At 60.7% G+C, this 13,117-nt stretch carries 13 protein-coding genes; 6 read left to right on the plus strand and 7 right to left on the minus strand.

Annotated elements, in window-relative coordinates:
* Position 1: 1 nt before the first annotated feature.
* The 3 genes from BT119_RS20915 to arsC form a co-directional block, all read right to left on the minus strand.
* Entirely contained in the window at positions 2-673 is a 672-nt protein-coding gene (locus tag BT119_RS20915; RefSeq protein ID WP_003363252.1) for a DNA-3-methyladenine glycosylase I, read from the minus strand.
* A gap of 99 nt (positions 674-772) precedes the next feature.
* Entirely contained in the window at positions 773-1,378 is a 606-nt protein-coding gene (wrbA, locus tag BT119_RS20920; protein WP_003363251.1) for an NAD(P)H:quinone oxidoreductase, read from the minus strand.
* A complete protein-coding gene (gene arsC, locus BT119_RS20925; RefSeq protein ID WP_003314592.1) occupies positions 1,375-1,728 on the minus strand; it encodes an arsenate reductase (glutaredoxin) in 354 nt (117 codons plus the stop codon). The genes wrbA and arsC overlap by 4 nt, the downstream gene beginning before the upstream one ends.
* Positions 1,729-1,857: 129 nt before the next feature.
* Between arsC and BT119_RS20930 the strand changes: the two genes are divergently transcribed.
* Positions 1,858-2,325, plus strand: a complete 468-nt coding sequence (locus tag BT119_RS20930) for a TlpA disulfide reductase family protein (RefSeq protein WP_058397146.1) — start codon at positions 1,858-1,860, stop codon at positions 2,323-2,325.
* Between the two features lie 168 nt (positions 2,326-2,493).
* Here the strand turns inward: BT119_RS20930 and BT119_RS20935 are convergent, their stop codons facing one another.
* The 3 genes from BT119_RS20935 to BT119_RS20945 all read right to left on the minus strand — a co-directional run bounded on the left by BT119_RS20935 (position 2,494) and on the right by BT119_RS20945 (position 6,169).
* Positions 2,494-2,901: an META domain-containing protein gene (locus tag BT119_RS20935; RefSeq protein ID WP_003363249.1), complete on the minus strand. Its 408-nt coding sequence runs from the start codon at positions 2,899-2,901 to the stop codon at positions 2,494-2,496.
* Entirely contained in the window at positions 2,898-3,335 is a 438-nt protein-coding gene (locus BT119_RS20940) for a hypothetical protein (RefSeq protein WP_024661367.1), read from the minus strand. Before BT119_RS20940 ends, BT119_RS20935 begins: the two co-directional genes overlap by 4 nt.
* An 80-nt stretch (positions 3,336-3,415) precedes the next feature.
* Positions 3,416-6,169, minus strand: a complete 2,754-nt coding sequence (locus BT119_RS20945; protein ID WP_072366868.1) for a response regulator — start codon at positions 6,167-6,169, stop codon at positions 3,416-3,418.
* A gap of 250 nt (positions 6,170-6,419) precedes the next feature.
* On the opposite strand from BT119_RS20945, the gene cysM reads away from it, so the two are divergent.
* The 5 genes from cysM to BT119_RS20970 all read left to right on the plus strand — a co-directional run bounded on the left by cysM (position 6,420) and on the right by BT119_RS20970 (position 12,508).
* Entirely contained in the window at positions 6,420-7,322 is a 903-nt protein-coding gene (gene cysM, locus BT119_RS20950) for a cysteine synthase CysM (protein WP_003434369.1), read from the plus strand.
* The gene (rlmD, locus tag BT119_RS20955; RefSeq protein WP_054080840.1) at positions 7,322-8,677 is read left to right on the plus strand and encodes a 23S rRNA (uracil(1939)-C(5))-methyltransferase RlmD; all 1,356 of its coding nucleotides are present in this window, start codon (positions 7,322-7,324) and stop codon (positions 8,675-8,677) included. Before cysM ends, rlmD begins: the two co-directional genes overlap by 1 nt.
* A 156-nt stretch (positions 8,678-8,833) precedes the next feature.
* Entirely contained in the window at positions 8,834-11,077 is a 2,244-nt protein-coding gene (relA, locus tag BT119_RS20960; RefSeq protein ID WP_003434372.1) for a GTP diphosphokinase, read from the plus strand.
* Between the two features lie 27 nt (positions 11,078-11,104).
* Positions 11,105-11,938, plus strand: coding sequence for a nucleoside triphosphate pyrophosphohydrolase (gene mazG, locus BT119_RS20965; RefSeq protein WP_072366869.1), 834 nt, complete (start codon positions 11,105-11,107; stop codon positions 11,936-11,938).
* A gap of 30 nt (positions 11,939-11,968) precedes the next feature.
* A complete protein-coding gene (locus tag BT119_RS20970; protein ID WP_003349677.1) occupies positions 11,969-12,508 on the plus strand; it encodes a DUF2058 domain-containing protein in 540 nt (179 codons plus the stop codon).
* Between the two features lie 78 nt (positions 12,509-12,586).
* Here BT119_RS20970 and BT119_RS20975 read toward each other — a convergent pair whose 3' ends face one another.
* A complete protein-coding gene (locus BT119_RS20975) occupies positions 12,587-12,766 on the minus strand; it encodes a hypothetical protein (RefSeq protein ID WP_002554613.1) in 180 nt (59 codons plus the stop codon).
* Positions 12,767-13,117 lie beyond the last annotated feature (351 nt).

Consider the following 13,117-nt stretch of genomic DNA (forward strand, 5'->3'; position numbering starts at 1 on the left):
CTCAGTGGTTGACGGTGAACGCCAGCATGGCTGACAGCTGGCACATCGGCCGACCGCTTTCTGCGTGCCACTGGTTGAAGACGTCCTGCACGATCGCCTGATCGCGTTTGCTGCTTGGTACACGGTCGACGATATCCTGCGCGTTCAGGGCGGCAACCACATCCCAGGTCGGAATGAAGGTGTCCTTGCCGATCATGCGCAGAAAGCGCGGCGCTGACAGGCCGCCCATCTGGTTACCGTGTTTGGCGATGTACTGCCACAGGCCTGTGATGTTATCGACTGGCCACTCAGCGATGAACTTGCCGAAACTGCCATGCTCCTGCTCGATGTCCAGAATCAGTTGTGCATTGCGCGGCACGCTCTTGAGCTTGCCCAGATGACGAATGATGCGCGCGTCCTGCATCAGCCGTTCCAGGTGATCGGCGCCCATCAGCACGACTTTCTCCGGGTCGAAGCGAAAGAACACTTCTTCGAACGCTGGCCACTTGGCGTCCACCAGGCTGTGTTTCAGGCCTGCGCGGAAAACCCGCAGGGCCATGGTCGACAGATAGCGGTCGGCGCTGATGGCTTGCAGTTGTTTGGGTGTTTTGGGGGAGGGCAGATGAGCTTCCAGAGCTTTGGCGGAGCCGAATCGATTCAGGCAATACTCGTTCAGCCATTTGTAGTCGTGCATCGGTTCTCCAAAGAAATTCAACAGGCAGGACAAGGGTTCAGACCGACCCTTGCCCTGCAAGTTTACGATTTAACTGAAAGCATCCGGCGCTCTGCCGATTCAGCTGCGCGGCGCGTCCAGTTGCACTGCGGTCTTGGCCAGACGCTGGCCCAGCGCGCGGCACAGGTCGGTTTCATGACGGTCCAGCGCGCGCTTGCCATCGGCACCGGCGTGATGGCTGGGACCGTAGGGCGTGCCACCCCCGGTGGTTTCCAGCAGCGCCGATTCGCTGTAGGGCAGGCCCATGATCAGCATGCCGTGGTGCAGCAGCGGCAGCAGCATCGACATCAACGTGGTTTCCTGACCACCGTGCAGGCTGGCGGTGGAGGTAAAGACGCCAGCGGGTTTGCCGACCAGTGCGCCGGTCAGCCACAGGTTGCTGGTGCCGTCGAGGAAGTATTTCAGCGGCGCGGCCATGTTGCCGAAGCGTGTCGGGCTGCCCAGCGCCAGGCCGGAGCAGTTTTTCAGGTCGTCGAGGGTCGCGTACAGCGCACCGCTTTCCGGAATCTCGGGGGCGGTCGCTTCGCAGTCGGCGGAAACGGCAGGTACGGTGCGCAGCCGTGCTTCCATGCCGCCCAGTTCGATGCCGCGGGCAACCTGCCGGGCCATTTCGCTGGTGGAGCCGTTGCGGCTGTAATAAAGGACCAGAATGTAGGGTGTGCTCACGGCAGCAGCTCCAGAATGTTCTCGGGTGGGCGGCCAATGACAGCCTTGTCGCCAGCGACCAGAATCGGTCGTTCGATCAGTTTGGGGTGAGCGGCCATGGCGGCGATCAGTTGCTCGTCGCTCAGGCTCGGGTCGGCCAGATTGAGCTGCTTGTAATCGTCCTCGCCGGTACGCAGCAGTTGCCGGGCACCGATGCCCAGCTTGCCGAGCAGGTCGCGCACACGGTCGGCGTCGGGCGGGGTTTCCAGGTACAGGACGATGTCCGGCGTCAGGCCGCGGGCCTGAAGCAGTTCCAGCGCGCCGCGGGACTTGCTGCAGCGCGGGTTGTGATACAGCGTCAGATCGGTCATTTGCACGTCGCATCTTGTGTGGGGTGGCGTATTCTAACCAGCGATGGCACTGTCCGACATATCAGATGGTCAATAGTCGTGGCTTGGGTATAAGTAATTGCAGGTTGAACGGGGCGAGGAAACAGGCAAATGGTAAGGCGATTAACAGCAGCGGTAATACTTTTCGGCAGTTTGCTGCTCAGCGGATGTGGCGTGGACCTGGGCACAGATCAGAATGGCCAGAAGGTCGCCAGCGAACGCATCAAAGGGCACTGGCTGGTGGTCAACTACTGGGCCGAATGGTGTGGCCCTTGCCGTACCGAGGTTCCGGAGTTCAATGCATTGTCCGAGCAGCTCAAGGACAAGAAGGTCACCGTGCTGGGGGTCAACTTCGACAACCTGCAGGGCGACGAGCTGAAAAGCGCTGCCAATGCACTGGGCATCAAATTCACCGTGCTCGCCCAGGACCCGGCCGAGCAATACAGCCTGCCGCCCTCCGAGGCATTGCCGGTGACCTACATCATCGACGACAAGGGCAAGATGCGCGAACAACTGCTCGGCGAGCAGTCAGCCGCCACCGTGATCCAGAAGCTAAAGACGTTGCGCGGTGAGGGGTGATCAGATCGGTTCTGGGCGCTCTGCGTCGAAAGAGGACGCGGAGCGTCCAGAACGGCATGCGACGCGGAGCGTCGCACGATAGTGATCGTTCCCTGCGCTCCAGCGTGGGAATGCAGTTCTGGACGCTACGCGTCGCAAGTTACGCGGAGCTTCGGCACGATAGTTACATCAGCTGTCTTCCAGCCAGAAACGCAATGGCTTGCCCTGCGTTGGCCACAGACGCAACTGCTCGATGGGCGAGATATCCCAGCGCTGCACACTGCTGATCGCCTTGATAAAGCGCTGTTCCTGCTCCATCAACGCCGGCGCGCACATCTTGCGCGTCTTGCCCACCGGACCGAAACTGATGCTGTGATCGTTCAGCGTATAGGGCGCAAACCAGTGGTTGCACCCCGCATTGCCATACGCACGGCCATCGGCACCCAGCGTCATGGTCAAGCGACTGTTATCGATCAGCGGGCGTTCGCCTATCCACTCCGTTACATAACTGTGATCCTGCTGGATCGGCAGCGTGTCAGCGGTACAACCGGCCAGCAGCGCGCCGCCGATCAGGCTCAGGAGCGCAAACTGTTTCATGCCGCTTTCTCCTGGCACTTCTTGCAGAAATGCTTCTCGCCCTCGGTTTTCCAGCCCAGCTCCGCGATGCGCGCGGTAGCGGCCGGTTTCTGCGCCTTGACGCCCAGTTTGCTCTCTACCATGAACTCGAAGTTCAGTTCGGCGGCGCAGCTGTCGCAATTCACTTTCCACTGATGAATCGCCAACTCGTCGAATACCGGGCCTTTGGCCACCGCAATCCACTGGCCGGGCGGGTTGATCAGGTGCCGGACTTTTTCGACGGTAAGGCGCATGTGCAGGCTTTTGCTGCCTTTGATGGTCACTAATAACTGGTCGTTATCGTGAATCGAGCCGCCGTTGCCGGTGACCTGGTAGCGACCGGGTGCCAGCGTGCGGCATTCGGTCAGCGTGTGCTGGGGGTTGAGCATGCTGTAGCGAAAATCGTGTTCGACCATGGGTCCTCCAAAATTGCGCGCATCCTAACATGCTCTGTCCATGCTGGAGTGTCAGGCACGACAGGCGTCCCGTCGCGCGCTCACGCCATGACCCGGGCCTCGGCTTCCAGGCGAATGATGGCCTTGTCCAGATCGTCCAGAGCCGCTTCGGTGTGCGGCGCATTTTGCTTGAGCAGGGTTTCGGCGCGCTGGCAGGCACTGCGCAGCTGGGGAACGCCGCAATAACGTGTTGCGCCGTGCAGACGGTGGATGCGCTCGATCAAGGCGTGTACATCCTGACTGGCGCGCGCCACACGAATGGCTTCGCGGTCGGCGTCCAGTGAAGCCAGCAGCATGGCCAGCATGTCGGCGGCGAGATCCGCCTTGCCCGCGGCCAGGCGCAACCCCTCCTCATGATCCAGCACCAGCGGCCCTACGTGGACCTCGGGCGCTTCATTCTGGCGTTCCGGCGCAGGATTGCGCAGCGCCAGCCCTGTCCACTTGAGCACCACCTGCGCCAGTTGCCGTTCGCTGATCGGCTTGGTCAGGTAGTCGTCCATACCGCTTTGCAGCAGTGAGCGTTTTTCGTTGGCCATCGCATGGGCGGTGAGGGCTACGATCGGCAGTGAGCTCTGGTTGCGTTCGGCCTCCCAGGTGCGGATCGCCTCGGTGGCCTGACGACCGTCCATGCCGGGCATTTGCACGTCCATCAACACCAGGTCGAACGCTTCTTGCTGTACGGCGTTGACCGCTGCGTAACCACCCTCGACAGCGACCACTTCAGCGCCCATGTCTTCGAGCAGGGTCTGTACCAGCAGCAGGTTGGCCGGGTTGTCATCCACGCACAGCACTCGCGGCGCGCGGCTCGACAATGGCGGGCCGATGTCGGCACGCACCGCTCGCGGCGCGATCAGCTCGGACAGGGCTTTTTGCAGTTTGCGGGTGCAGGCGGGCTTGGCCTGCAGTTGCGTGTAGACATCGTGGACCGCCAGCTGGAACAGCGCGTGCTCGGTGGTCGGGCACAGCACCATGACCTTGCAGTTGAGGTTCTCCAGGTCCCAGATGTGCTGGCGCAGCCGTTCCGGAGAGATTTCCAGCGCCGTCACGCCAAGTACCGCCAGATCGATGGCCGCTGGCGTCTCGTGCGCTGCGGTCACGCCGTTGAGCAGGTTTTCCAGATTATTGAACACGATGGTCTGCAGGCCGCAGTCTTCCAGCTGATGCTCCAGCGCCTGGCGCGCCAGGTCATGATGTTCAAGCACTGCGGCGCGCAGGCCTCCGAGCGGAATATTGAGTGATTCTTCCTTGTCTTCGCGGGCCTTGGGCAGTTTCAGGCTGATCCAGAATTCCGAACCTTCGCCCGGTGTGCTGTCGACACCGATTTCGCCGCCCATCTGTTCGATCAGGCGTTTGGAGATCACCAGACCCAGTCCGGTACCGCCCGGTTGGCGCGAGAGCGAGTTGTCGGCCTGGCTGAAGGCCTGGAACAGTGCCCGCACATCCTGGCTGGACAGGCCGATCCCGGTGTCCTGCACGCTGATGCGCAGTTGCGCGTGCTCTTCGGTTTCATCCTCGAGCATGGCGCGCGCGACGATCGTGCCTTCGCGGGTGAACTTGATCGCGTTGCTGACCAGGTTGGTCAGAATCTGCCGCAGACGCAGCGGGTCGCCGGACAGCGCCAGTGGCGTATCGCGGTACACCAGACTGACCAGCTCCAGCTGTTTGGCGTGCGCCGCCGGGGCGAGGATGGTCAAGGTGTTCTGCAACAGGTCGCGCAGGTTGAACGGGATGTTATCGAGCACCAGCTTGCCGGCCTCGATTTTCGAGAAGTCGAGAATCTCGTTGATGATGCTCAGCAGGTTGTCGGCGGACTTCTCGATGGTGCCCAGGTAGTCGAACTGGCGCGGGGTCAGCTCGCTTTTCTGCAATAAATGGGTGAAGCCCAGAATGCCATTGAGCGGCGTGCGGATTTCATGGCTCATGTTGGCCAGGAATTCGGACTTGATCCGGCTTGCTTCAAGCGCTTCCTTGCGTGCCAGGTCGAGTTCGATGTTCTGGATTTCGATGGTCTCCAGATTCTGCCGGACATCCTCGGTTGCCTGATCGATGCTCAGTTGCAGTTCTTCCTGTGCGTTCTGCAGCGTTGCCGCCATGCGGTTGATGCCCGACGCCAGCTCATCCAGCTCCCGGCTGCCCAGCGGTGGCAGGCGGGTTTCCAGATTGCCGTCCTTGAGTTGCGACACGGCCTGCTTGATCTGGCTCATCGGCCCGTTGATGGTGCGGCTCATACGTACCGCGAGGGTCGCGGTAAACGCCAGCCCGGTGAGGATCAGCAGCAGGCTGGCAAACAGGCTTCGGTAACCGCGCAGCAGCGTGCCGTTATGGGAGATTTCAAGCTCGACCCAGCCCAGCAGGGTGTCGGCTTCGGCAGGAATGATCGGACTGGTCAGATGCCGTTGACTGCCGAAGACCGGCAGCAGGTAGCGCGTGGCGTCGGTGCCGGTCGAGCTGAGCAATTGCGAGCCGCTGCCAATCGGCGACGGACTGATCATGGTCGGCCCGGCGTGGGCCAACTCCGTGCGATCGGTGTCGAGAAACGACACGGCGCGCACGTCGGTCTGCTCCAGCGTCTGGGTGGCAATGCGACTGAGCAGCACTTTGTCCTTGCGCCCCAGTGCATTGGCGGCAAGCGGCGCAAGGTCCTGGGCAATCATTTCGCCGCGTTGCAGCAACTGGCTTTGCAGTTCGCTCAACTGCATCCAGGTGAAATAACCACCGAGCATCGCCGCCATCAGGCTGGCAGGCAGAATAGTCAGTAGCAGCACACGGCCTTTTATACCCAGCTTGGTCAGCACGCTCTTCCTCCGGCAACACGTATCAGTCCGTCGATATCAGGCATCGGCTGCCTTGCTGTATCGGCACAAGGGGATGAGTTTAGCCATTTACCGTCGGCATGGGCACCTAACTCTCTGTGCTGAGCAGGGCGGCAGTGGAAAAATCAGCGTTTATTCTTTTTGGGAATAAGCAGCGCACTTTGCGTGATATGGGCTTTGGCCGTTTGCCGTTATGATAGGCACCCCCCGCAGTCTGGATTGCGAAGACGCCATGACCCTGCAGTATCAAACCATTGCCGATTGCGTCGGCAACACCCCGCTGGTGCGTCTGCAACGCATGGCGGGCAACACCAGCAATACCCTCCTGTTGAAACTCGAAGGTAACAACCCCGCTGGCTCGGTAAAAGACCGCCCGGCCTTGTCGATGATCACCCGCGCCGAGTTGCGCGGCCAGATCCATCCGGGTGACACGCTGATCGAAGCCACCTCCGGCAATACCGGAATCGCGCTGGCCATGGCCGCGGCGATCAAGGGCTACCGGATGATTCTGATCATGCCGGACAACTCCAGTGCCGAACGCAAGGCCGCCATGACTGCCTATGGCGCCGAGCTGATTTCGGTCAGCAAGGATCAGGGCATGGAAGGCGCCCGTGATCTGGCCGAGCGCATGCAGGCCGAAGGCCGCGGCAAAGTGCTCGATCAGTTCGCCAATGGCGACAATCCCGAGGCGCATTACACGTCCACCGGTCCGGAAATCTGGCGGCAGACGGGCGGTACCGTGACCCATTTCGTCAGCTCGATGGGCACCACCGGCACCATCATGGGCACCTCGCGCTACCTCAAGGAGCAGAATCCGGACGTGCAGATCGTCGGTCTGCAACCGATGGAGGGCGCTTCGATCCCCGGTATTCGCCGCTGGCCGCATGAATACCTGCCGAAAATCTATCAGTCGGACCGTGTCGACCGCATCATCGACATGGGCCAGACCGAAGCCGAAGACACCATGCGCCGACTGGCGCGCGAAGAAGGCATCTTCTGTGGCGTGTCGTCCGGTGGCTCGGTCGCCGGGGCGTTGCGTATTTCCCAGGAAGTCGAAAACGCCGTGATTGTGGCGATCATCTGTGACCGAGGCGACCGTTACCTGTCGACCGGCGTCTATGATTCGCCCAACTGATGGCCAAGCACGAAAGAGGTTTGCGCTTTCAGCCTGCGGGCGGCGTTAAAACCGTACAGATTCCTGCCGGTAAAAAGCAGCGGTTGACCATCGAGCGGCTGTCCGACGACGGTCGCGGTATCGCTTTTCTCGAGGGTAAAACCTGGTTTGTCGCGGGCAGTCTGGCCGGCGAAGAGGTCGAGGCGCGCGTGCTCAATGCGCGCGGCAAGGTCGTCGAGGCGCGCACCGAGCGGGTCTTCACCGCCAGCACCATGCGTCGCGCTCCGGCCTGTGAGTATTTCGGTCGCTGTGGCGGCTGCAGTGTTCAGCATGTGCCCCACGAAGAACAGCTTGCCCTGAAACAGCGCATGCTTGCCGAGCAATTGTTGCGCGTGGCGAATGCTGTGCCGGATGAATGGGCGGCACCTTTGAGCGGTGCCGAGCTGGCCTATCGCCGACGCGCGCGGGTCGCTGTTCGCTGGGATGCCAAGGCCAAAAGGCTGGACGTGGGGTTCCGCGCAGCCGCCAGTCAGGACATCGTCAGCATCGAACACTGTCCGGTGCTGGTACAGGCCTTGCAACCCATCATGAATGAGTTGCCTGGCATGCTGAAAAACTTCAGCAAACCGCAGGCGCTGGGTCACGTCGAGTTGTTCAGTGGGGTTGCGACTGCCGTGTTGTTGCGCCACACCGCGCCGCTTGCCGAGGTCGACCTGGCGCTGTTGCAGGCGTTTTGCTCCAAGCACGGCGCGCAGCTGTGGCTGCACGGCGAGGGCGAGCCCCAACCGGCCAGCCCCGGCGATACGCTGGGTTACCGGCTGGAGCCGTGGAACCTGCAACTGGCCTGGCGACCGGGAGATTTCATTCAGGTCAATGCGGCGGTCAACACCGCGATGATCGAGCAGGCCCTGCAATGGCTGGCGCCTGCAAAAGACGAACGTGTCATGGACCTGTTCTGTGGTCTGGGCAATTTCGCCTTGCCGCTGGCGGGTCTGGCCAGGGAAGTGGTGGCGGTCGAAGGCGTTGCGACCATGGTCGAGCGTGCAGCCGTCAACGCAATGAGTAATGATCTGCACAATGTGCAGTTTTTTCAGGCGGATCTTTCCCAGCCGCTGACACATGCCGACTGGGCGGCAGAAGGGTTTTCTGCGGTACTCTTGGACCCACCGCGTGACGGGGCCTTTGAAGTGGTCCGCCAGATCAGAAAGACGGGGGCCCGGCGACTGCTTTATGTTTCATGTAATCCGGCAACTTTGGCTCGTGACACGGTCGAACTGATCAGTCAGGGCTACCGATTAAAACGTGCCGGAATCCTCGATATGTTTCCTCAGACGGCGCATGTCGAGGCGATGGCGTTATTTGAAATGAGTAAGTGAGCGGCGTTCACTGGAACGAGTTCGTTGCTGACAGGGAATCTCATTTAATCCGACTGGCCCGCGAATGCCGGTCCTTGCTTGCCCGGCAAGTGGCATTCGCTCAGAAGGCTGGCGACTGATGGCGCTTTTCATCGCGCCTTAGGGAAGGTAAGCAGCATGGTACAGGTGAGAGCGAACCAGCCGATAAACACAGACGGCAGTATCAATCTCGACGCGTGGCTCGATCATATTGTCAGCGTCGACCTGGTCCTGGACCGGGAAGTCATGAAAAAGGCCTGTGAGTTTGCCCGGGAAGCCGAGCAGACCGACAAGGCCCACAAGAATCATTGGGCAGAGGGCACCTCCAGTTTCCAGACCGGTCTGGAGATCGCGGAGATTCTGGCTGACCTCAAGCTGGATCAGGACTCACTGGTCGCTGCGGTCATTTACCGTGGTGTGCGTGAAGGCCTCGTTGCGCTGCCGGACGTCGAGCAGCGCTTTGGCGCAACGGTCGCCAAACTCATCGACGGCGTGCTGCGCATGGCCGCGATCAGCGCCAGCCTCAGCCCTCGTCAGTCTCTGGTACTCGGCAGTCAGGCGCAGGTCGAAAACCTGCGCAAGATGCTGGTGGCGATGGTCGACGACGTTCGTGTTGCGCTGATCAAACTGGCCGAACGTACCTGCGCGATTCGTGCGGTGAAGAACGCCGACGACGAAAAACGCAACCGTGTGGCCCGCGAAGTCTTCGACATCTATGCACCGCTGGCCCACCGCCTGGGTATCGGACATATCAAGTGGGAGCTGGAAGACCTGTCCTTCCGCTACCTGGAGCCCGATCAGTACAAGCAGATCGCCAAGCTGTTGCATGAGCGCAGGCTGGACCGCGAGCGCTTCATCAGCGACGTCATGTCCCAGCTCGACAACGAGCTGCAGGCTACTGGCGTGACCGCTGACATCAGTGGCCGTGCCAAGCATATCTACTCCATCTGGCGCAAAATGCAGCGCAAGGGCCTGGCGTTCAGCCAGATCTATGACGTCCGTGCGCTGCGTGTGCTGGTCCCGGAAATGCGCGATTGCTACACCGCGCTGGGTATCGTGCACACGTTGTGGCGGCATATTCCCAAAGAGTTCGACGATTACATCGCCAACCCCAAGGAAAACGGCTATCGCTCGCTGCACACCGCCGTGATCGGGCCGGAAGGCAAGGTGCTGGAAGTGCAGATCCGCACCCACGCCATGCATGAAGAGGCCGAGTTGGGCGTTTGTGCGCACTGGCGCTATAAAGGCACCGACGTCAAATCCGGCTCCAATCATTACGAAGAGAAGATTTCCTGGCTGCGTCAGGTGCTCGAATGGCATGAAGAGCTGGGCGACATTGGCGGCCTGGCAGACCAACTGCGAGTCGATATCGAGCCTGACCGCGTCTACGTCTTCACCCCTGACGGCCACGCCATCGACCTGCCCAAGGGCGCGACACCACTGGACTTCGCCTATCGGGTGCACACCGAAATCGGCCATAACTGCCGGGGTGCAAAGATCAATGGCCGCATCGTCCCGCTCAACTACAGCCTGCAGACCGGCGAGCAGGTCGAGATCATCACCAGCAAGCACGGTACGCCAAGCCGCGACTGGCTGAACTCGAACCTGGGGTACATCACCACCTCGCGCGCGCGGGCCAAGATCGTTCACTGGTTCAAGTTGCAGGCCCGCGATCAGAACGTCGCCGCCGGCAGAACCCTGATCGAACGCGAACTGGCGCGCCTGGCGTTGCCTCAGGTCGATTTCGACAAGCTGGCGGAAAAAGCCAATCACAAGACCGCCGACGACATGTTCGCGGCTTTGGGCGCAGGCGACCTGCGTCTGGCGCAACTGGTCAATCTGGCCCAGCAGCAGGTCGAGCCTGATCGCGTCAATGAACAGCTGGAACTGATCCCGCGCAAGGCCACCGGCTACAAGCCCGGCAAGCGGGGGGATATTCAGATTCAGGGCGTTGGCAACCTGATGACGCAGATGGCCGGCTGCTGCCAGCCGCTGCCGGGCGATGCCATCGTCGGTTATATCACCCAGGGTCGTGGCGTCAGCATCCACCGTCAGGATTGCGCTTCGGTGCTGCAACTGGGCGGTCGCGAGCCCGAGCGGATCATTCAGGTCAGCTGGGGACCGGTGCCGGTGCTCACCTATCCGGTGGACATCATCATTCGCGCCTACGACCGTTCCGGCTTGCTGCGGGATGTCACCCAGGTGCTGCTCAACGAGCGGATCAACGTGCTGGCGGTCAACACCCGTTCGAACAAGGAAGACAACACTGCGCTTATGTCCCTGACCATCGAGATTCCAGGTCTGGACGCGCTGGGGCGGTTGCTGGGGCGTATTTCCCAGTTGCCGAACATCATTGAAACGCGCAGGAACAGGACGCCATAAGCGTCGCCTGCGCTCACAGGGAGCCCCATGCATACAGTTCAAGACCTGCTGAACCTAATGGCCCGGCTGCGTGATCCGCAGTTCGGCTGCCCGTGGGACCTGAAGCAGACCTACGCCAGCATCGTGCCGCACACGCTGGAAGAAGCCTATGAAGTGGCCGACGCCATCGAACAGGGCGACCTCGACCATCTGAAGGGTGAGTTGGGTGACCTGCTGTTTCAGGTGGTTTTCTATGCGCAGTTGGCCAAAGAGGAAGGCCGGTTTGAATTCGACGACGTCATCGACGGCATTACCCGCAAGTTGCTGCGTCGCCATCCGCACGTGTTTCCGACTGGCGAGCTGTACGCGCCGGCACAAACGCCACGTCTGACCGACGAGCAGGTCAATCTTCGTTGGGACGAAATCAAGGCCGAGGAGCGTGCCGAGAAGGCCGGTGTGCCCGAGCAGTTGTCGCTGCTCGACGACGTGCCCCGGGCCTTGCCCGCGTTGAGTCGGGCAGCCAAACTGCAGAAGCGTGCGGCGCAGGTGGGTTTCGACTGGCCTGCGGCATTGCCGGTGGTCGACAAGGTGCGTGAAGAACTCGATGAAATTCTCGAGGCCATGGTCGACAATGACGCCGAGGGCATTGCCGAGGAAGTCGGCGACCTGCTGTTCAGCGTCGTCAACCTGGCCCGACACCTCAAGGTCGACCCGGAAACTGCGCTACGCTCGGCCAATAGCAAGTTCGACAGACGCTTCCGATTCATTGAACAGGCTTTGCGCCACCTGCAGCGTCCTATCGAAGCGTGCTCGCTCGAAGAAATGGATGCGTTGTGGGGCGAAGCCAAACGTCAGGAAAAGAGCACACCCGGCTGCGGCTGAGTGTGCGGTAACGGTATAAGTGAGTAGACAATGAGCCTTTCCCTTCGCGATCAGTTGCTCAAGGCAGGTCTGGTCAACCAAAAGCAGGCCAAGCAGGTCGGCAAAGAAAAGCAGAAAGAGCAGCGTCTGGTGCACAAGGGTCAGGCGCAGGCCGATGACTCGCAAAAGCGTGCGGCCCAGGAGGCCATGGCCGAGAAGGCCAAGCGTGACCAGGAGCTGAACCGTCAGCAGCAGGAGAAGGTCGAGCAGAAGGCCCGCGCCGCTCAGGTCAAGCAACTGATCGAAGTGTCGCGCCTGCCCAAGCTGATCACCGAGGATTACTACAACTTCGTTGACGACAAGAAGGTAAAACGCATCCCGGTCAACGCCATGGTGCGCAACAAGCTCAGCAGCGGTTCACTGGCCATCGTTCACCACGGCGGCGGTTACGAGATCATTCCGCGGGAGGCTGCGCTGAAGATCCAGGAGCGTGACCCGCGTCGTATCGTGCTGCTCAACACCCCGACCGAAGCGCCGGATGCAGACGACCCGTATGCGGCGTATCAGGTGCCTGACGATCTGATGTGGTAAGCCCACAGCGCTGTCATTGAGGTGTCAAGACAAAACCCGCATTCAGCGGGTTTTGTCTTTTACTGTTCTTGGATTTGTTCAGTGGTTGCCCTGGCTTTCCAGCGCTTCCAGCTCTTCCTTATAGCGAAGGGCATCGGACTCAACGTGGAACATGCCTACCAGTTGGTCCTGTTGGTGCACGTCCCAGATCTGGATGCCGTCGGCAACGGCTTCGTGAGAGAGGTGGGCGTCGTCGCGTTCAGTAACTCTGACAGTCATAGTAGTAAGCTCCTGACTTTGATGGCCTGAATGGTTAGGCCTCTGGATACTGCGGCGATGTGTCGCAGGACTCTTTTATAGGATTTGTTAGCTGCCTAAGTAAATAGCCTGTTCAGGTTCCCCGGTGGTCATAAACTGATCGATCCTCTGCAGCCCTTGCATGACGCGGCTTACAGCGCAGTGGTGGCAAAATGAAGGATGTTTCATGTGCTTCTAGCCTGTCCGAACGCGCGCGTAAACGCCGTTCCAGACGCTCCGCGTCCTCTTGACGACGCAGAGCGTCGAGAACTGCATTCCCACGCTGGAGCGTGAGGAACGATCATCGCAACATCGTGCCGATGCTCCGCGCTT

Source organism: Pseudomonas sp. NFACC10-1 (assembly GCF_900119195.1).
GTDB classification, from domain to species: Bacteria; Pseudomonadota; Gammaproteobacteria; order Pseudomonadales; family Pseudomonadaceae; genus Aquipseudomonas; species Aquipseudomonas cerasi.